General features: G+C 74.4%; 15 protein-coding genes. 12 read left to right on the top strand and 3 right to left on the bottom strand.

The annotated features are described in order from the left end of the window. Nucleotides 1–154: 154 nt before the first annotated feature. A complete protein-coding gene (locus ACQP60_RS07870; protein WP_429730335.1) occupies nt 155–580 on the bottom strand; it encodes a helix-turn-helix transcriptional regulator in 426 nt (141 codons plus the stop codon). A gap of 68 nt (nt 581–648) precedes the next feature. Then, nucleotides 649–1440: a deoxyribonuclease IV gene (locus tag ACQP60_RS07865; protein ID WP_429730332.1), complete on the bottom strand. Its 792-nt coding sequence runs from the start codon at nt 1438–1440 to the stop codon at nt 649–651. 49 nt (nt 1441–1489) lie between these two features. Here ACQP60_RS07865 and ACQP60_RS07860 point away from each other — a divergent pair, with 49 nt between their 5' ends. Next, nucleotides 1490–2314, top strand: coding sequence for a hydroxymethylpyrimidine/phosphomethylpyrimidine kinase (locus tag ACQP60_RS07860; protein ID WP_429730329.1), 825 nt, complete (start codon nt 1490–1492; stop codon nt 2312–2314). Between the two features lie 21 nt (nt 2315–2335). Continuing rightward, on the top strand, nt 2336–4036 hold the full coding sequence (locus tag ACQP60_RS07855; RefSeq protein WP_429730326.1) for an acyl-CoA dehydrogenase family protein: 1701 nt from the start codon (nt 2336–2338) through the stop codon (nt 4034–4036). 7 nt (nt 4037–4043) lie between these two features. Here ACQP60_RS07855 and ACQP60_RS07850 read toward each other — a convergent pair whose 3' ends face one another. Then, complete coding sequence (locus ACQP60_RS07850) at nt 4044–5096, bottom strand: LacI family DNA-binding transcriptional regulator (RefSeq protein WP_429730323.1); 1053 nt, start codon at nt 5094–5096, stop codon at nt 4044–4046. 200 nt (nt 5097–5296) lie between these two features. Here ACQP60_RS07850 and ACQP60_RS07845 point away from each other — a divergent pair, with 200 nt between their 5' ends. From ACQP60_RS07845 to ACQP60_RS07800, 10 genes are all read left to right on the top strand, one after another. Beyond that, nucleotides 5297–6580: an ABC transporter substrate-binding protein gene (locus ACQP60_RS07845; RefSeq protein ID WP_429730320.1), complete on the top strand. Its 1284-nt coding sequence runs from the start codon at nt 5297–5299 to the stop codon at nt 6578–6580. Nucleotides 6581–6638: 58 nt separating this feature from the next. Next, nucleotides 6639–7589, top strand: a complete 951-nt coding sequence (locus ACQP60_RS07840; protein ID WP_429730317.1) for a carbohydrate ABC transporter permease — start codon at nt 6639–6641, stop codon at nt 7587–7589. Next, complete coding sequence (locus ACQP60_RS07835; protein WP_429730314.1) at nt 7576–8505, top strand: carbohydrate ABC transporter permease; 930 nt, start codon at nt 7576–7578, stop codon at nt 8503–8505. Before ACQP60_RS07840 ends, ACQP60_RS07835 begins: the two co-directional genes overlap by 14 nt. Nucleotides 8506–8558: 53 nt before the next feature. After that, nucleotides 8559–9311 carry an SDR family NAD(P)-dependent oxidoreductase gene (locus ACQP60_RS07830; RefSeq protein WP_429730311.1) on the top strand — a complete coding sequence of 251 codons (753 nt, stop codon included), beginning with the start codon at nt 8559–8561 and terminating at the stop codon, nt 9309–9311. After that, nucleotides 9308–11272, top strand: coding sequence for a heparinase II/III domain-containing protein (locus tag ACQP60_RS07825; RefSeq protein WP_429730308.1), 1965 nt, complete (start codon nt 9308–9310; stop codon nt 11270–11272). The genes ACQP60_RS07830 and ACQP60_RS07825 overlap by 4 nt, the downstream gene beginning before the upstream one ends. Next, entirely contained in the window at nt 11269–13452 is a 2184-nt protein-coding gene (locus ACQP60_RS07820) for a heparinase II/III family protein (RefSeq protein WP_429730305.1), read from the top strand. Before ACQP60_RS07825 ends, ACQP60_RS07820 begins: the two co-directional genes overlap by 4 nt. Beyond that, complete coding sequence (locus ACQP60_RS07815) at nt 13449–14075, top strand: DUF624 domain-containing protein (RefSeq protein WP_429730303.1); 627 nt, start codon at nt 13449–13451, stop codon at nt 14073–14075. The genes ACQP60_RS07820 and ACQP60_RS07815 overlap by 4 nt, the downstream gene beginning before the upstream one ends. Continuing rightward, complete coding sequence (locus tag ACQP60_RS07810) at nt 14072–15403, top strand: GDSL-type esterase/lipase family protein (protein ID WP_429730300.1); 1332 nt, start codon at nt 14072–14074, stop codon at nt 15401–15403. Before ACQP60_RS07815 ends, ACQP60_RS07810 begins: the two co-directional genes overlap by 4 nt. 106 nt (nt 15404–15509) lie before the next feature. After that, on the top strand, nt 15510–17984 hold the full coding sequence (locus ACQP60_RS07805) for a polysaccharide lyase 8 family protein (protein ID WP_429730297.1): 2475 nt from the start codon (nt 15510–15512) through the stop codon (nt 17982–17984). Between the two features lie 25 nt (nt 17985–18009). Continuing rightward, entirely contained in the window at nt 18010–19509 is a 1500-nt protein-coding gene (locus ACQP60_RS07800) for a polysaccharide lyase 6 family protein (protein WP_429730293.1), read from the top strand. Nucleotides 19510–19522: the final 13 nt, after the last annotated feature.

The following is a 19522-nucleotide window of genomic DNA, read 5'->3' as shown; positions in this document are numbered from 1 at the left end:
GGGAGAGCGGGCGCGACTCCCGGTCTGCTGACAGAGGCCGGCACGACAACCCGTGAGGCGTGACGACACGCGGATCGACGCGACACACGGGGCGCGGGACGCGGTGCACCGACACCCCTGAGCCCTGACGGGAGGTGGGGTCGGTGCGGCGTCGTCACCAGGGCGAGCGGCTCTGCGGGGCCTCGGTGAGCAGGTCGGACACGCGGCACCCGTACAGGACGGCGATCCGCCCGATCTCGTCGAGGGACCACGGCACCCGGCCCGTGTAGCGGGCGGAGATCGCCGAGCGAGAGCGCCCGAGCGCCATCGCAAGATCCTGCTGCAGCATGCCGCGTCGTGCGGTCTCGTACCGGACCGCCCCGGCCGCGACGGCGGCGAGCCCGTCCGGTGACACCCGTGGCGCGCGGGCCTTGCGGGGTCTCGGGGCGCCCGGCCCGCCCTCGGCGTCGTCGATGTCGGGGTCGAGGTCCGGGTTGGCGCGCGGGCTCCAGTAGGGGTCCACGGCGCGCCGCCGCTCGATCTCCAGGTCGTCCTCGGGCTCGGTGGTCCAGGACACGAAGTTGTTCCAGTAGCCGCTCACGCCACCGATGCTGGCGGACCCGTGCGCCCGTGACCGCCCGTCGTCCACAGGCCCGCCGGCCGGCGAGGTCAGGCGGCCAGGCGCTCCCGCAGCCAGGCGATGTCGGGGCCCATGTCGCCGTGCGTCTCGCACACGACGGGCGCGCCGGCGGTGGCGACGACGCCCACGAGCAGCTCGGGCGGGATGTTCCCGTCGCCGAAGTGCGCGTGCCGGTCGGCGCCGGAGCCCGCGGCGTCGCGGGAGTCGTTCGCGTGCACCAGGTCGATGCGGCCGGTGATCGCGCGGATGTCGTCGACCGCGGTGGCGAGGTCGATGCCGCCCGCCCAGGCGTGGCACGTGTCGAGCGTGAAGCCGACGTTCTCGGCGCCGTTCGCCCGCATCACCGCCGCCCACAGCTGCTCGAGCCGATCGAGACGGCGCGCCATCGAGAAGTCGCCGCCGGCGGTGTTCTCGATGAGCACCGGCACGTCGGTCTCGAGCGCGTCGATCGCCTTGCGCCAGTTGTCGAAGCCGACGTCGGGGTCGTCTTTCGCGGTGACGTGCCCGCCGTGCACGACGACGCCCTTGGCCCCGATCGCCTCGGCGCCGGTCATGATCTGCTGCAGCAGCTTGCGGCTCGGGATGCGGATGCGGTTGTTGGTGGACGCCACGTTGATGACGTACGGGGCGTGCACGAAGACGTCGAGCCCCGCGGCCGTCGTCTCCTCGCGGAACGCGTCCGCGCCGCCGGGATAGTCGAGCGGCGGCACCTTCCACGCCTGCGGGTCGGACAGGAACACCTGGACCACCTCGGCCCCGATGTCCTTCGCCTCCGCCACCGCGTCCTGCAGGCCGACGTGCGCACCGATCTTCACGCTCATGCGCCCCACCCTACGGAAGGCCGGCGACACCGTCGTAGGCTGGCCCACCATGAGCACCACGCCGCCGCTCGCGTACGTCATCGCCGGGTCCGAGGCCACGGGAGGGGCCGGGATCCAGGCCGACCTCAAGACCTTCCAGCAGCTCGGCACCTACGGGGTGGGGACGCTGACCTGCATCGTCTCCTTCGACCCGAAGCACGACTGGGGCCACCGGTTCGTGCCCGTCGAGCCGCAGGTCATCGCCGACCAGTTCGAGGCCGCGACGTCGACCCACGCGCTGGACGTCGTGAAGATCGGGATGCTCGGCACGCCCGCGACGATCGACGTCGTCGCCCGCTCGCTGGAGACGCAGCCGTGGCGGCACGTCGTCCTCGACCCGGTGCTGATCTGCAAGGGCCAGGAGCCCGGCGCCGCCCTCGACACCGACACCGCCCTGCGCGAGCGCGTCCTGCCGCTGGCCACGGTCGTGACGCCCAACCTGTTCGAGGCCAGGACGCTCGCCGGCATGGACGAGATCACCTCCGTCGAGGAGCTGACCGAGGCCGCGCGCCGCATCCACGCCCGGCTGGGCGACGGTCGCGGCCGCCGGTACGTCGTCGCGAAGGGCGGCGTCGAGCTGCCCGGCCCGGACGCCGTCGACGTCCTGTTCGACGGCGACGAGGTCACCGTCTTCGCCACGCCCAAGGTGGGTGAGGAGCGCGTCTCCGGCGCCGGCTGCACGTTCGCCGCGGCCATCACCGCGGAGCTCGCCAAGGGCGCCGACGTGCCGGAAGCCGTCCGCGTCGCGAAGGACATGGTGACGCAGGGCATCGAGGCGCGCGTCGAGGCCCGCACGCCGTTCGACACCGTGTGGCAGGGCGCGTACGCCTCCTGACGACCTGAGGAAGGAGCCGCCGTGACCGTCGACGAGGACGTGCACGCGGGCCGGTACCGCACGCACGAGGTCACCAACCAGCCGCCCGAGCGGGTGGGCGTCAACGAGTACCTCGACTTCCCGGTGCTGCGCGACGCCGTGCACGCCTTCGGCGGCGGCTGGGGCGAGGAGCGGCTCGTCGAGGCGGGGGCGCACGTCGGGAGCGCGGCGTTCCAGCGGGCCGCCGAGCTCGCGAACACCCACGAGCCCGTGCTGCACACCCACGACCGGCGCGGGCGGCGGATCGACGAGGTCGAGTACCACCCCGCGTACCACGAGGTGATCTCCGCGGCCGTCGCCCGCGGCGCGCACACGAGCGCCTGGGCGGACCCGCGGCCGGGCGCGAACGTCGTCCGCGGCGCGCTGTTCTCCCTCTTCGGCCAGATCGAGCCCGGTCATGCCTGCCCGGTGTCGATGACGCACGCCGCCGTCCCCAGCCTGCGGCACGCGCCCGACCTGGCGGCGCTCTGGGAGCCTCGCCTGCTCTCCACCGGGTACGACGGCGCCCTTGCCGCCCCCGCCACCAAGCCCGGAGCGCTCGTGGGCATGGCGATGACGGAGAAGCAGGGCGGCAGCGACGTGCGGGCCAACACCACGCGCGCGGTGCCGGCCGGCGACGGCACGTACGCGCTCACCGGCCACAAGTGGTTCTGCTCGGCGCCGATGTCGGACGCGTTCCTCGTGCTCGCGCAGGCGGGTCCCGACGGCACGACCGGGCCGTCGTGCTTCCTCGTGCCGCGCGTGCTGGAGGACGGCACCCGCAACACGTTCCGGATCCAGCGGCTCAAGGACAAGCTGGGCAACCGGTCGAACGCGTCGAGCGAGATCGAGCTGGACGGCACGGTCGGGCACCTCGTGGGCGAGACCGGGCGGGGGGTGCGCACCATCATCGAGATGGTGCAGCGCACCCGGCTGGACTGCGTGCACGGCAGCGCGGCGGGGATGCGGCAGGGCGTCGCGGAGGCGCTGTGGCACGCCCGGCACCGGACGGCGTTCGGCGCGGCCCTCGTCGACCAGCCCGCGATGACGGCGGTGCTCGCCGACCTCGCCCTCGAGTCGGAGGCCGCGACGCTCACGTCGATGCGGCTCGCGGCGGCGTACGACTCGGACTGCGGCACGGACGGCGGCGCGGACGGCGGCGAGCGGGCGTTCCGCCGCCTGGCCACTGCCGTCGCGAAGTACTGGGTGTGCAAGCGCGGCCCGCACCACGCCTACGAGGCGATGGAGTGCCTGGGCGGCAACGGGTACACCGAGGCGTTCCCGCTGGCCCGGCGCTACCGCGAGCAGCCGGTCATGGCGATCTGGGAGGGGTCGGGGAACGTCATCGCGCTCGACGTGCTGCGCGCCCTGACCCGCGAGCCGGAGTCGCTCGCCGCTGTCGACGCCGAGCTCGCGCTCGTCGCCGGCGCGCACCGGGACCTCGACGCGCACCTCGCCGCCACCCGCGCCCTGCTTGCCGGGCTGGCGGGCGCGGACCCGGCCGAGCAGCAGGCGTCCGCGCGCCGCGTCGTCGAGGCGCTCGCCGTCGGGCTGCAGGCGTCGCTCATGGTGCGGTACGCGCCGACGGCGTCGGCCGACGCGTTCGTGGCCGCCCGCCTCGGCGCCGGCCGCGGCCACGGGTACGGCGTGCTGCCGCGGGGCACCGACGCCGCCGCGATCCTGCGCCGGCACGCCGGGTCGTGACCCGCGCTCAGGCCGCCGGGGCCGCCGTCGAGTCGCGCACCACCAGCTCGGGCCGGAACAGCAGCGAGGAGCCCTGCGACGTCGTCCCCTCGTCCGGGCTGTGCAGGGCCCGGAACGCGGCGGCGGCCATCTCCTTCATCGGCTGGCGGACCGTGGTCAGGCGCGGCGAGTAGAGCTCCGCGAGCACGATGTCGTCGAACCCGGCCACGGACACGTCCCGCCCGACCTCCATGCCGGCGTCGCGCACGGCTCGGCAGACGCCGATGGCGGTCATGTCGTTGACGGCGAAGATGGCGGTGGGCGGGTTCGGCCCGGCCAGCAGCTCGGTGGCGGCCACGCGGCCGAGCTCGGCCGCCTCGACGTCGCCGAACGCCCCGTCGGTGCCGCTGCTGCCGGGCCAGGTGACGACGTCGGGCCGCGCGATGCCCGCCCGCTCGAGCGCGCGCAGGAAGCCCTCGAACCGCTCGGTGCGGTTGACCGACCGGATCGCGCCGGAGAGGAACGCGATGCGGCGGTGCCCCAGCGACACCAGGTGCTCGCCCATCAGCTCGGCACCGATGGTGTTGTCGACGCTGACGTTCACGAGACCGACCGGGTCGTCGGCCTGCGCGGTCCGGTCGAACGCGACGAGCCGGAGGCCGTCGTCGATCAGCCCCGACACGTGCTCCAGCGACGGCAGCGAGGAGCAGAGCACGATGCCGCGGATGCCGTCGGAGACCAGCTCGTCGACGTACTGCCGCTCGCGGGCCGGGTCGCGCTCGGAGTTGCACAGCAGCACGTGGTAGCCCTCGGTGAGCGCCGCGGCCTCGAGGTAGCGGGCGAGCGCGCCCCAGTACGGGTTGCCCACCGACGGCACGACGAGGCCGATGACCTGCGGCTTGCCCGTGCGCAGCTGGCGTGCGGCGCGGTTGGGCCGGTAGCCGAGCTCCTTGATGGTGCTCTCCACGCGCTCGCGGGTCTCGGGCAGCATGCGGCCGGTGCGCCCGTTGAGCAGGTTCGAGACGGTGCTCGTGGACACTCCGGCCGCACGCGCGACGTCCAGGATCGTGATGCCTGCCATGTGCTCGCGCGGCCTCCTCGGCTCGGGGCTCTGCCCACCCATCCAGTGCAACGATGGACTGTCTGGTGCCCGATCATAGGGCATCGGAGATCGCTTGACGTCGGTGAAGTCCCACTCTATGGTCAGTGCATCGTTACACCGGGAACCACCGCCGGTTCCCCTCGCCTTCGTGAGATCAACGCCGATCGAAAGGGCTTGTCATGGAATTCAGCCGTCGCAGCTTCCTCACGGCCATGGGCCTCGGGACCGCGGCCGCCGTGGCGGGCTGCGCCACGACGAGCCCCAGCGGCTCGTCCGCCGCCGACCCCACCGGCCCGGTGGAGGGCGACATCACCTTCCTGTGCGCGCTCTTCGAGGGCTCCACCGGGAAGGAGACGCTCGAGGGCAACCTCATCAAGAAGTTCAACGAGAAGTACCCGGACGTCAACGTCACCGTGGACTACACCGACTACGGCTCGCTGAACGAGAAGATCACCACCGGCCTGGCCAGCGGCCTCATGCCGGACGTGGTCACGCTGGGCGTCGGCTGGATCCCGCCGTTCGCGTTCAAGAACGCGATCGCCCCGCTGCCCGAGTCGCTCGCCACCAGGTACACCTACGAGGAGCGCGTGCTCGAGCCGTCGCGGTACGACGGCAAGCTGTACGCCCTGCCGATGGTGCTGGACACGCGCATCGTGGCCTACCGCAAGGACTTCTTCGAGGAGGCCGGCCTCACCGGCACCCCGAAGAACTGGGACGAGCTGCGCGACTACGCGAAGCAGCTCACGGTCAAGGACGGCGGCACGACCACGCGCGTCGGCTTCGACCCGTTCTCCATCGACCTGCGCCAGTGCTGGGAGACGTTCCTGTTCGGCAACTCCGGCGAGCTCTTCTCCCCGGACGGCCGTGAGGTGCTGTTCGACAGCCCCGAGGGCGTGGCGTCGCTGCAGCTCTTCCTCGACATGATGGCGGACGGCTCGGCCGACTTCGCCCTGAAGACCGAGGCCGGGCAGCCCACCACGCTCCAGCAGGGCACCTCGGCGATCATGATGACGAACAACTCGCTGTACGTGCAGCTGCAGCAACAGACGCCGGAGCTGACCGACAAGATCGGCACCTTCGTGCTCGGCAACACGGACCCTGCGATGCTGCAGGGCGGCACGATGGTCTCGCAGTCGGCGACGACGAAGTACCCGGCCGCGGCCCGCGCGTTCGTCGAGTACATGGGCTCGCCCGACGCCGTCCTGGTCGCGAGCGAGCAGCGCGGCTCCGTGCCCGCGATCTCGGACCTCAAGGACAGCGACTACGTCAAGGGCAACCCGATGGTCGCCTTCGCGATCGACAACCTGGGCAAGGCGCGGTCCGAGGGCGGCACCCCGGCCTGGATGGAGATCCGCGAGAAGATCAAGCCGACCCTCGAGACGGCGATCGTCGGGCAGCAGTCCGCCCAGGCGGCCATCGACCAGCTCGCCGGCATCGCGAACGACGCGATCTCCCGGCTGTGACCCGGTCCGGCCCGGTTCGTACCCAGACCCGACACCGATCGATGAAGAGGGGGTCGTCGTGGCCGTCGTCTCCGCGCCGCGCGACGTGAGCGCACCACCCGCCGTCCCGCCCCGCTCGCCCGCGCCCCGGCGCCGGCGGGCGGGGGCGGCCCGCCGCCGCGCCGGCATGCTCATGGTGGCGCCGGCGTTCCTGCACGCGCTGATCTGGATCGGCATCCCGGTGATCGCGGCCTTCGTGCTGTCGTTCACGAACTACGACGTGCTCACGCAGCCGCGCTTCAACGGGATCCAGAACTACGTGGACGCGCTGACCGACCCGGTGTTCCGCCGGGGCATGGTCAACACGCTGGTCTACGCGTTCTTCACCGTGCCGGTCGCGATGGGCATCGCGCTGCTCATCGCGCTCATGCTCGACACGCAGCTGCGCGCCCGGGCGCTGTTCCGCACCGCCGTGTTCATCCCGCAGGTGACGGCGACCATCGCCGTCGCGCTGGTGTGGCTGTGGATCTACGACCCGCGCAACGGGCTGCTCAACGCCGTGCTCGGCTTCTTCGGGATCCCCGCGCAGAACTGGCTGTCGTCGACCACGTGGGCGATGCCGTCGGTGATCGCCGTCGGGATCTGGCAGGGCATCGGCCTGAAGATGCTCATCTACCTGGCGGCGCTGCAGTCCCTGCCGAAGGACGTCTACGAGGCGGCGTCGGTGGACGGGGCGTCGAAGACGCGGCAGTTCTTCAGCATCACGCTGCCGCTGCTCAAGCCCGCCACGTTCTTCGTCTTCGTCACCTCGGTCATCTCCGCCTTCCAGGCGTTCGACCTCATCTACATCCTCACGGACGGCGGGCCGGCGAACACGACCACGATGATGACGTACGAGATCTACAAGTCGGCGTTCCGGGAGTTCCGCGTCGGCTACGCGTGCGCCCAGTCGATCATCCTGTTCGTCTTCCTGCTGCTCCTGACCCTCGCGAACCGACGGCTCAACGGAGGCGACAGTGGCCGGCATTGATCTCGCGGCGACCTCGCCGCGCACGACGCTCGACGTCGTCGGGCGCTCCCCGGCGTCGCGCCGCCGGCTCTCGCGGGCCGCGCTCTACGTGGCGCTGGGCGTCATCGCCGTCGTCATGGTGGTGCCGTTCGTCTGGATGGTGCTGACGTCGCTCAAGACGCCGGCGGACATCGCGGCGAGCCCGCCCACGTTCCTGCCCACCGAGTGGGCGTGGGGCAACTACGCGGACGCGCTGGCCGCGGCGCCGTTCCTCACCTACGCGCGCAACAGCCTGATCATCGCGGTGAGCCACACGACCATCAACCTGGTCGTCGCGTCGATGGCGGGGTACGCGCTGGCCCGGCTGCGCTTCCGCGGCTCGGAGCTGGTGTTCCTCGGGTTCGTCGCGGCGCTGATGATCCCCACCTACACGAAGATCATCCCCGAGTTCCTCATCGTGCGGTTCATGCCGCTGTTCGGGGGCAACGACATCCTCGGGCAGGGCGGCACCGGCTGGCTCGACACCTGGTGGGCGCTCATCGTCCCGGGCGCCGTGACGCCGTTCGCGGTCTTCCTGTTCCGGCAGTTCTACCTGGACCTGCCGGTGGAGCTGGAGGAGGCGGCGCGGCTCGACGGCGTCAGCGAGCTCGGCATCTGGGCGCGGATCATGACGCCGCTGGTCAAGCCGGCGTTCATCACCGTGGCGCTGCTGACGTTCGAGAGCTCCTGGAACAACTTCCTGTGGCCGCTGCTCGTGACGCGCACCGACTCGATGCGCGTGATCCAGGTGGGCCTGTCGGTGTTCCGCACCGAGAACGACACCCAGTGGGCGTTCCTCATGGCCGGCACCACGCTGGCGACCCTGCCGATGGTGGCGCTCTTCCTGCTGGGGCAGAAGTACTTCGTCCGCGGCTTCGCGAACGCGGGCATCAAGTGACGGGCGGCGAGCGGTCGCCCGTCGGACAGAGAGGCATGCGAATGACGATGGACATGACGGACGCAAAGGTGCTCGTCACGGGCGCGGGGCACGGGATCGGGCGCGGCGTCGCGCTCGGGTTGGCCGCCGCGGGGGCGGACGTCGTGGTGCACTACGGCAGCTCGGCCGACGCGGCCGCGCGGACGGTCGCCGACATCGAGGCGCTGGGTCGCAAGGCGGTCGCCCTGCAGGCCGACGTCACGTCGACGCAGGACGTGGACCGGCTCGTCGCCGACGCGGTCGCCTTCCTCGGCGGGCTCGACGTCGTGGTGTGCAACGCGGGGCACCTGGTGGGCCGCGTGCCCGTGGCGGAGATGAGCGACGACCACTACGAGTCCGTGGTCGACGTCAACCTCGGGTCCACCTTCCGCACCTGCCGGGCCGCGATCCCGCACCTGCTCGAGTCGGACCGGCCGCGCATCGTGGCGATGTCGTCGCTGGCCGCGCACAACGGCGGCGGCCCCGGGTCGGTCGTGTACGCGGCGTCGAAGGCCGCCGTGCGCGGCTTCGTCAAGGGCCTCGCCAAGGAGCTCGGGCCGCAGGGCGTCACCGTCAACGCGGTGGCCCCCGGCTACATCGCCGACACGGCGTTCCACGGCACGTTCAGCACCGACGAGGCGCAGCAGAAGATGGTGGCCGGCACCCCGATCGGGCGCGCCGGGACGGTGGAGGACGTCGCGGCGGCGGTGCAGTACCTCGCCTCGCGCGAGGCGTCGTACATCACCGGCACGACCCTCGACATCGACGGGGGGACCTGGCCCCGATGACCTCCCTCGCCCCCGTCACCCCGGACGCCGCCTCGGACGCCACCGCCGGCGTCGCGGCCGGCCTTCCGCGCGAGCGCGGCGGCTGGTGGCACGACCTCGTCTGCCCGACGCACGGCACGGAGCTCTCCCACGCGGGGATCCCCGGGCCGGTGCCGCCGGCCGGCGGTGTGCGCTGCCCGCACGGCTGCGTCGTCGACACCGAGCCGGTGCGCGGCGCCTGGCTGGTGCTCAGCCACCAGGCCTGGGCACGACGGGCCCGGGTGCTCGCGCACCGGGCCGCGCGCACGGGGGACGAGGCGGCGCGGGCGGAGGCGGTGGCGCTGCTCGTGGCCTACGCCGACGTCTACGCCCAGGTGGCCGGCGGGGGCGAGCACGAGCGCGCGCAGGACTGGATGCTCCGCGGGCGGCTCTTCCACCAGGCGCTGACCGACGCCATCTGGGCGGTGTCGGTCGGGCACGCGGTGTGGGCGCTCGCGGAGGCGGACCCGGCGCGGGCCGGCGACCTGGCCCCCGTGCTGGGGATGCTCGACGCGACCGCCGAGGCGGCCCGCGCCGCGCGCGGCCGCCTCGTGGCCGACGGGAAGTTCACCTCCAACTACACGGCCTGGCTCAACGCCGCCGGCCGCGTGTGCAGCCGGGCCGCCGCGCTGGTGCGCGGCGCGGGGGCCGCGCCCGCCGTCGCCGACGACGAGTGGCTGGCGGGGGAGCACGGGCAGCTCGCCCACGTGCTCGCCGCGAGCACGCGCGGCGGCTGGGAGTGGGAGGCGAGCACGTACTACCACGGCTTCGTGGTGCGGGCCTATCTCCTGTCGCTGCGCGGCACGGACCCGGCGGCGCTGCCCGCCGAGGCCCGCGACCGGCTGGTCGCGATGATCGACGTGCTCGCGGGGCTCGCGACCGACGGTGGCGTGCTGCCGTCGGTGCACGACGGCCCGTACTCCCGCCCGGCCCTCGCGCTGGAGTGGACGGAGCTGGCCGCCCTGGCGGACGGGTTCGTCGCCGACGCCGGGCTGGCCACGGTCGCCGCGCACGCCCGCGCAGAGTCGGCCACCGGGGACGGCGACGACGAGCCCACGGACGGCCTCGAGGACGAGCTGCGCCGGGCGACGTGGTTCGCCGGACCGCCGCTGGCCGTGGCGCGCGCGCCGCGCCCGGCCGTGACCGTGGACGAGGAGGTGGGGATCGCCGTCCTGCGCGGCGCGGGGATCCACGCCGTGCTCGACCACGGCCCGCACGGTGCGGGGCACGGCCACCACGACAAGCTCGCGCTCGCCCTGTTCGGGCGGAGCGCCCCCTGGCAGCCCGACCCGGGCCAGGTGCCGTACGGGCACCCGGCCTGGCGGGCGCACTACGCGTCGGCGGCCGCCCACCCGGTGGTCCGGGTCGACGACGCCGACCCCGCCGAGGCCACCGGCCGCCTGCTGGCCCGCACCGAGCGGTCGCTGACCGTCGAGGTCCGCGGCGACGCGACGGCCTGGTACGACGGCGCCCGGGCCGTGCGGCACGTCGTCCTCGGCGACGGGTACCTGCTCGACGTCGCGCACGTCCTCGCCGACCGCCCGCGGCGGCTCGTGCTGGGGCTGCGGCCGGACGTGCCGCTCGCGGTACGCCTCGACGGCGACGTCGTGCGCACGACCTGGCGCGGCGCCGAGGCGCTCGACGGGGTGCACGCCGCCCGCGCGGCCGGGCCGGACGGGGCGGTGCCCGTGCGCGCCGTCGTCCTCCCCGGCCCCGGCCCGGCGGACGACCCCCAGCGCGAGCGCGCGCACGTCGACTGGGCCGCCGAGAGCGCGACGTCGGCGACGTGGGTGTCCGTCTACCAGGCCGACGCCGAGGCGCGCGACGGCGGCGCGGACGTCACGCGCGTCGAGCTCGTCGGCGCCGAGGTGCGGGTGCACCGCGCGGACGGCGCCGTCGACGTCCACCCCCTGCCGGCGGCGCTGACCGAGGAGACCGCATGACCGAGACGATCGCCCCCGCCCGGATGCTGCTGCTCGACGACGCCCGGCTGGCCGACCTGCGCTCCCGGCTCGACGGCGACCTCGCGCCGCAGTGGCGCCGGCTCGCCGAGCAGTGCGACCTGTACCGGCGCACGGCGCCCCCGAGCGAGCACCCGCTGGCGAGCATCACCTACCTGGGGCCGGCGGCCGCGAACCTCGCGCTCGCATACCGGCTCACGGGGCAGCGGCACTACCTCGAGGAGGCGTGGCGCTGGATCTCCGCAGCCGTCTCGTTCGACCACTGGGGCCGCGCGCACCTGCCCGACCACGACCTCGACGCGGGCTGGATCCTGCACGGGCTGTCGTTGGCGTACTCCTGGCTCGGCGAGGACCTCGACCCGGGGCGCCGGGAGGCGCTGCGCGCCAAGCTCGCGCTGCAGGGGGAGCGGCTGTACGACTTCGCCGTCGCGAGCGAGGGCGGCTGGTGGTCCAGCTCGTACTGGCAGAACCACCACTGGATCTGCCACACCGGCCTCGCGACCGTCGGCTACGCGCTCGGCGTGCCCGCCTGGACAGAGCGCGCGAAGGCGGCGATGGGCACCGTCGTCGACGTGCTGCCCGCCGACGGCTCCGACATGGAGGGCGTCGTCTACTGGCGCTACGGCGTGCCGTGGCTCGCGACCTACCTCGACCTGCTGCACGACGCCGAGGGGCTGGACTGGTGGGACCGGTGCCGGTTCCTCGCTCGCACGTTCTTCTACCGACTGCACCAGGCGGCGCCCGGCTACGAGGAGATCGTGGACCACGGCGACTGCCACGACCGACGCAGCGGGCACAGCGTGGCGCTGTACCGGATCCTCGCCGCGCGGTACGGGATCGGCGAGGCGCAGTGGCTGGCCGACACCGTCGCGGACCGGTTCTTCTGGCGCGAGGCGTACGAGAGCGGCGTCAAGCCCGGCGTCCTGCCCGAGGCGTGGGCCGAGCTGCTCTGGTACGACGCGTCCGTGGCGCCCGTCGACCCCGCCGCGACCGTCGCCCCCCAGGCCGCCTTCGAGGACCTCGGCCTGCTGGTGCACCGCACGTCGTGGGACGACGACGCCACGCTCGTGTCCTTCAAGTCGTCGCCCGGCGGCGGGCACACGGCGTGGGACACGTCGCGGCGGATCGACGCCGAGCGCGGCTGGGACACCCTCAGCGCCGGCCACCACCACCCCGACGCCGGGTCGTTCGTGCTCGCGTCGCGCGGTGCGTGGCTGCTCGTGGACGAGGGGTACTCCAACCAGAAGCGGGCCGGGCACCACAACCTCGTCCTCGTCGACGGGCACGGCTTCGCGGGGGAGGGGCGGTACCACGTCTACGCCGACGCGCCGCCGGACCGCACCGCCGACATGGTGGACGTGCTCGCCGCCGGCGGCTTCCTGCACGGCCGCGCCCGCACGGGGCGGATGTACCCGGCCGAGCTGGGGGTCGAGTCGCTGGAGCGCACGCTCGTCGTCATGCCCTCCGGCCGCACCGTCGTCGTGGACCGCGGGCACGCCGCCGAGGCGCGCGAGTGGATCGTGCTGCTGCACGCCGACCACCCGAGCGAGGCCGTCGACCTCGGCGTGCCGCACGACGGCGTCGGCGCCGTCGTTGACGACGGCGCGGTCCGGCGCGTGCTGCGCAACGGCCGCGCGGGCGCGTGGCTCACGACCCACGCCGCGGGCGGTGCGCGCGCCGAGCAGGTCGTCACGGACGTGGCGGCCAACCCGACGTCGAGCACGCCGTCGCTGGTCGTGACGCGGCGGCTGCACACGCTGCGCGTCACGCCGCCCGCCTCCCGCGACCTGCTCGCCGTCACGACGATCGAGCCGTTCGACGCCTTCCGCCCGACGCCGTCCACCGCCCGCCTCCTCCCCACGGAACGCTGTGAGCGGGCGTGTGGCCCCGATTCTTCGGAGAACGGGGCCAAACGCCCGCCCACAACGGAGGTCGGGGTGGACCTGGGCGGTGGGGAGCGGGTGTACCTCGCCGGGTCGGACGGCGCGATCGAGGCCGACGGCGTGACGGCGCTGGCGCGCGCGGTGCTGGTCGCGGGCGACCGGGTCGCCGTCGTCGGGGCGCGGCGCGTCGAGCTCGACGGCCGGGTGGTCGTGGACCGCACGGGGGTCGACGCCGACGCCGAGGTCACCGCCGTCCTCCCGCGCGCGGGGCAGCCGTGACGGCCGCGCCGGCGCCCGCGCGGCAGGACCGCTCGCGCCGCTGGTCGCAGACGTTCCTGGGCTGGCTGGAGTGGCTCGCCCACCCGGTGGCGGCGGGCGCGGCGTTCGCGATCCTGTGCCTCGGCGTCGTCACGTGGCTCCCGGCGCTGGCCGCCGTCGGTCGCACGCTGCGGGCGTGGCGCACCGACGGCGACGGTCGCTCGTTCACGGGCGTCTTTCGGGCGTTCGGCACGTACTGGCGGCCGCTGCTGGGCCACGCGGTGGCGTCCACGGCGGGGCTCGCCCTGCTGGTGGTCGACGTCGTGTTCCTCGCGGGGCGCTCGGGCCCGGCCGCAGTCGTCCTGGTGATGCTGGCGCTCGGCCTGCTCGTCGCGTCCGTGCCGTACCACCTGGCGCTCGCGGTGGTCGCGGCGGCCCGTCCGGCGGGCGGCGTGCGCACCTGGGTGCCCGGCGCCCTGTGGTTCGCGTTCGGCTCGGTGCCGCGCGGCACCGCCCTGCTGGGCGCCGCCGTCGCGACGCCCGTGTTCTCGCTCGTGGTCCCCGCGGGCCCCCTGCTGCTGTGCGCGAGCGTCCCCGTCCTGGTGGGGCTCGTGATCCTCGACCAGACGGAGGACGACGCATGACCGGCACCACCGCCCATACCCTGCCCCGCACGGGCGCCGTCGCCCGGCGCTCCCTGCTCGCCGGTGCGCTCGCCACCACCGGCGCGCTGCTCCTCGCACCCCGAGCCACGGCGCTCGACGGCGTCGCCGCGCTCGCGGACACCGCCGCGGCCCGGTCGCGCACGACGACCTGGGTGCCGTCGTGGACCACGGCGCACACGCGCCCGACCGCGACCGACCCCCTGGTGCTCGGCGGCGTCAGCGACCGCACCGTGCGGCACGTGCTGCGGCTCAGCGCCGGCACCGCCCGCGGCGGCGCGCTCCGCGTGCGCCTCGCCGGCACGTTCTCGGCGGCGCCGGTCCGCGTCGGCGCGGTGACGGTCGCGCGCCGCGCCCCGGGGCTCTCGGGGGCGGGCGCGGCCCTCGACCCGGCCACCGTCACGACCGTCACGTTCGGCGGCGAGCGCGGCGCGCTGCTCGCCGCGGGCGCGACGCTCGTCAGCGACCCGGCGCGGATCGCGGTGCCCGACGGCGGCGACCTCGTGGTCAGCGTGCACCTGCCCGGCCCCACAGGCTCCCTGAGCTTCCACCGCAACACGCACGCCACCGGCTACGTCGGCGCGGGCGATCTCACCGGCGACGCCGGACCCGGGTTCGACGGCGCGGAGACGACGCGGTCGGCCGTGCTGCTGGTCGGCGTGGACGTCGAGCGGCCCGGCGTGCCCGGCGTCGCCGTCCTCGGCGACTCGATCACGGAGGGTGTCGGCACGCCCGACGACGCCGATCAACGGTTCACCGACCACCTTGCCCGCCGCCTCGCGGACCGCGGCGGCCCGGTGGGCGTCGCGAACCTCGGCGTGAGCGGCAACCGCGTGCTGATCGACGACGAGCGGTTCGGCCCCAGCGGCCAGGCCCGCCTCGACCGCGACGCCCTGGCCCTGCCCGGGATCGACACGCTGCTCGTGGTGCTCGGCGTCAACGACCTGCAGCAGCCGCCCAGCCAGACCGACCCCGCCGTGCTGCTCGCCGGCTACCGCCAGGTCGTGCTGCGCGCCCGCGACCGGGGCCTGCGCGTGGTCGGCACCACGATCACCCCGTTCGGGGGCTGGCAGCGCTGGACGCCGGCGCTCGAGGAGGAGCGCCGCGTCGTCAACGCCACGCTGCTCGCCGAGGCGGGCCGCGGCCGGGGCGCCTTCGACGCCGTCGCGGACGTGGCCGCCGCGCTCGCCGACCCCGCCGACCCGGCGCGGCTGGCGCCCGCCTTCGACAGCGGCGACGGGCTGCACCCCACGCCCGCCGGCGCCGCGGCGATGGCCGCCGCCGTCCCGCGCCGCGCCCTCCTGGGCTGAGCCCCCCGCACCACCCACCTGCACCTCCCACCCGCACCACCCCACCCGCACCGCCGTTCCACCCACCTGCTCGACGACGAGAGGGATCGTGATGGAGAACGACACCGTGACCACGCCTGCCCACCGGGCGCCCGCCCCCAGCCGCCGGTCGGTGCTGCGCGGCTTCGGCGCCCTCGCCGGCGCCGCTGCGCTGGCCCCCGCACTGAGCCTGCCCGCCCGGGCGGTGCCCGCCTCGACCACCGCCGAGCTGGTCGAGCGCTGGGCCGTGCTCCAGACGGGCGGCCCTGGCCTCGACCTGGCCGACGCCCACGTCAAGGCCGCCGTGCGCCGCGTCGACCAGGCGGCCACGACCGTCCTCGCGACGCTCGACCGCACCGCCGGCCGCACGTCGCTGTGGCCGGACCTGGCCGACTGGACCCGCTCGAACACCGTCACCACGACGTTCAAGCGGCTGCGCTCGGTCGCCGTCGCCTGGGCGACGCCGGGCACGTCGGTGGCGGGCGACACCGCGGTGGCGGACGTCGTCGCCGACGGCATCACCTGGATGCACGACCATGTCTACGGGCCGGGCCTCCCGCGCTTCGACAACGACTGGGACTGGGAGATCGGCTCGGCGTCGGCCCTCGCGGACACGCTGGTCGTGCTGCGCGACCACCTGGGCGACGCCCTCGCCCGCAGCACCGCCGCCATCGACCACTACACGCCCGACCCGAACCTCTGGCGCGCCGACCGGCAGATCGCCACCGGCGCCAACCGGGTGTGGATCGCGACGGTCGTGGCCGTCCGGGCGGCGCTCGACGGCGACGAGGCCTCCCTCGGCCGGGTCCGCGACGCCCTCAGCGACGTGGAGGGCGGGGGCGCCAACAGCGTGCTGGCGTTCGTCGACGGCGGCACCGCCGAGGGCGAGGGCACCGGGGAGGGCTTCTTCCGCGACGGCTCGTTCCTGCAGCACTGGAAGCACCCGTACAACGGCGGCTACGGCAAGGAGCTGCTCGGCACGCTGTCGTCGCTGCTGCACCTGCTGGGCGACTCGCCCTGGCAGGTCACCGACCCGGCGCTGGCGAACGTCTACGCCTGGGTCACCGACGCCTTCGACCCGCTCATGGTGCGCGGCGACATGGTCGCGTCGGTGTGCGGGCGCGAGATCGCCCGCCCCAGCAAGCAGGGGCACGCGCCGACGCAGACCGTCATCGAGGGCACGCTGCGGCTCATCCCGTCGGCCCCGGAGGCGCAGGCCGCGACCCTGACCTCGCTGGTCGCGCAGTGGATCACCGAGGACACCTACCGCGACTTCCTCGCCGCGACCACGCCCGCGTCCGTCGTCGCGGCGAACGCGCTGCTCGCCGCCTCGCCGACGCCGCGGGGCGCCCTGGTGACGCACCGGCAGTACCCGGCGATGGACAAGGCGGTGCACCACCGCCCGGGGTTCGCGGTGAGCGTCAGCGCGTACTCGGCCCGCGTGTACAACTACGAGTCCATCCAGAACGAGAACCTGCACGGCTGGCACCTGTCGGACGGCATGGTGCTGCTGTACACGGACGACCTCGGCCACTACAGCGAGGACTACTGGCCCACGGTCGACCCGTACCGCCTGCCCGGCACCACGGTCGACACCGCGCGGCTCGCGAACAGCGCGCACTTCCGGGAGACGAACGACGCGACCTGGGTGGGCGGCGCCGCCGTGCCGGGCGCCACGGTCGGCGCGTACGGGCAGGACCTGCGCGCCCGCGGCTCCGACCTGCGGGCCCTCAAAAGCTGGTTCCTGGTGGACGACGTCGTGGTCTGCGTCGGCTCCGGCATCACCGCCCCCGCAGCGGGCGGCGTGGAGACGGTCGTGGAGAACCGCAAGGTGCGCGACGGCGCCGCGCTGGTGGTCGACGGCGCGGCCCAGCCGATCGGCAACGGGTGGTCGGCCACGCTCGACGACGTGCGCTGGTGCCACCTGTCCGGCACGGCGGGCTACGTGTTCCCCGGCGGCGCGCGGCTGCACGCGCTGCGCGAGGACCGCACGCACACCTGGCGCGAGATCAACGTCAAGTACGGCACCGACACCCCGGTGACCCGCCCGTACGTCACCGCGTGGCTCGACCACGGGGCCGCACCCGCCGGGGCCGTCTATGCCTACGTCATGCTCCCCGCCGCCGACGCCGACGCCACCCGCGCGTTCGCCGAGGCCTGCGGCACGGCACCCGGGCTGCGGATCATCGGGCAGGACGCCGACGTGCACGCCGTCGCCCTCGGCGGCACGGTCGCCGCCAACTTCTGGGCCGCCGCGTCGGTCCCCACCGGCGCCGGGGTGCCGGGGGAGGGCGGGGCGCTGCACGCGGACGGCCCGGCGTCCGTCGTCGTGCACGAGGCCGGGGCCGGGTCGGGGGCCACCGAGTGGACCCGGCCCACGACGGTCGCGGTGAGCGACCCCACGCAGACCCGCGACCAGGTGGTCGTCGACCTCCTGCGCGACGGCCTGCGGTTCGTCTCCGCCGACCCGGGCGTCACCGTGACCCGGCAGGGCGTGGGATGGCGCATCGTCGCCGCCACCGCCGGGCTGGCCGGCGCCACCGTCACCGCCTCGTTCGTCTGACCGTCCCGAGACCCCTGGAGGAACCATGAAGAAGCACCTCGCGCTGCCTCTCGCCCTCGCCCTCGGGCTGTCGCTCGGCGGCACGGCGCCCGCGCTCGCCGAGACCCCGGCCCCTGCCGTCGGCGCGGCCTCCCCGGCCGCCGCCGACGAGGCGGACCCCGCGCCGCTGCGCACGGTCCGCGTGAGCACCAGCGCCGAGCTGGCGGCCGCGTTCAAGGCGGCCCTGCCCGGCGACCGCATCGTGCTGGCCGACGGCGAGTACACGATGGTCAAGCTCGCCGACAAGGCGGGCACCGCCGACGCGCCGGTCGTCGTGGAGGGCGCCACCCTCGGCGGCGCGGTCGTCACGGGCGGCCAGCTCGAGGTCGCCCGGTCGAGCCACGTCGTCGTGCGCGGGCTGACCTTCCGGAACGCCACCACGCTGAAGATCACGGCGTCCACGCACGTGCGGTTCACGCGCAACGACGTCGCGCTGCGGTTCGAGGCGCCGGCCGACCCGACGTCGTCCCGCCACTGGCTCCAGATCTCGGGGGAGGGCAGCGGCTACCACCGCATCGACCACAACTCCTTCCACGACAAGACGCTGATGGGCAACTACGTCACCGTCTACGGCGGGGCCACGCAGATCTCCCAGCACGACCGGATCGACCACAACTGGTTCGGCGACAGCCCCGCGCAGCCGGTCAACGGCGGCGAGGCGATCCGGCTCGGCGTCTCCGCGCTGTCGGACTCCAGCTCCTTCGCCGTGGTCGAGCACAACCTGTTCGAGAACACCGACTCCGACCCGGAGATCGTCTCGATCAAGAGCGACGACAACACCGTCCGCTTCAACACCGTGCGCACCTCGGCGGGCGCGTTCGTCGCCCGCCGCGGGGACCGCAACGTCATCCAGGGCAACGTCTTCCTCGGCGAGGGCAAGGCCGGGACCGGCGGCGTGCGGCTCTACGGCGACGACCAGCTCGTCTTCGACAACTACTTCGAGGGCCTGCGGGGCTCCGGGTACACGGCGGCGCTGCAGATCGACGGCGGCGACGTGGACGGCTCCGGCTCGACGTCGGCGCACTGGCGGGTGCACCGCGCGACCGTCGTGCACAACACGTTCGTGGACAACACCTCGAACGTCGAGGTCGGCGCGAACTACGTCCTCCCGCCGGTGGACTCGCTCGTCGCCGACAACCTCGTCGTCGGCTCGGCCGGCCCGCTGTTCCAGGAGCACAAGCAGCCCGCAGGCGTCACCTACTCCGGCAACGTCGCGTGGCCGACGGGTGCCGCGACGCTCGGCATCGACGCCGCGCCGCGCGAGGTGCGCGTCGCCGACCCGCGGCTGGTCCGCTCCGGCGGGCTGTGGCGCCTGCGCCCCGGCCCGGCCATGAACACCGCGGTCGGCACCTACCCGTTCCTCGCCGACGACGTCGACGGCCAGCCCCGCGACGTCCGGCCCGACGTCGGCGCCGACGAGGTGTCCTTCGCGCCCGTGACCCGGCAGCCGCTGGGGCGGGACGACGTCGGCCCCGCCGCCCCCTGACCCTGCCCGCACC

It is taken from the genome of Isoptericola variabilis (genome assembly GCF_050311655.1).
In the GTDB taxonomy this organism is placed as follows: domain Bacteria; phylum Actinomycetota; class Actinomycetes; order Actinomycetales; family Cellulomonadaceae; genus Isoptericola; species Isoptericola variabilis.
Note: the sequence above shows the minus strand (reverse complement) of the source record. Positions and strands in the feature narration are given on the sequence as shown.

What these genes read in the sequence shown, in the direction of transcription:
- ACQP60_RS07830 (WP_429730311.1), top strand. Translation starts at nt 8,559, where the DNA reads ATGACGGACGCAAAGGTGCTCGTCACGGGCGCGGGGCACGGGATCGGG.
- ACQP60_RS07810 (WP_429730300.1), top strand. Translation starts at nt 14,072, where the DNA reads ATGACCGGCACCACCGCCCATACCCTGCCCCGCACGGGCGCCGTCGCC.
- ACQP60_RS07825 (WP_429730308.1), top strand. Translation starts at nt 9,308, where the DNA reads ATGACCTCCCTCGCCCCCGTCACCCCGGACGCCGCCTCGGACGCCACC.
- ACQP60_RS07860 (WP_429730329.1), top strand. Translation starts at nt 1,490, where the DNA reads ATGAGCACCACGCCGCCGCTCGCGTACGTCATCGCCGGGTCCGAGGCC.
- ACQP60_RS07845 (WP_429730320.1), top strand. Translation starts at nt 5,297, where the DNA reads ATGGAATTCAGCCGTCGCAGCTTCCTCACGGCCATGGGCCTCGGGACC.
- ACQP60_RS07800 (WP_429730293.1), top strand. Translation starts at nt 18,010, where the DNA reads ATGAAGAAGCACCTCGCGCTGCCTCTCGCCCTCGCCCTCGGGCTGTCG.
- ACQP60_RS07820 (WP_429730305.1), top strand. Translation starts at nt 11,269, where the DNA reads ATGACCGAGACGATCGCCCCCGCCCGGATGCTGCTGCTCGACGACGCC.
- ACQP60_RS07865 (WP_429730332.1), bottom strand. Translation starts at nt 1,440, where the DNA reads ATGAGCGTGAAGATCGGTGCGCACGTCGGCCTGCAGGACGCGGTGGCG.
- ACQP60_RS07850 (WP_429730323.1), bottom strand. Translation starts at nt 5,096, where the DNA reads ATGGCAGGCATCACGATCCTGGACGTCGCGCGTGCGGCCGGAGTGTCC.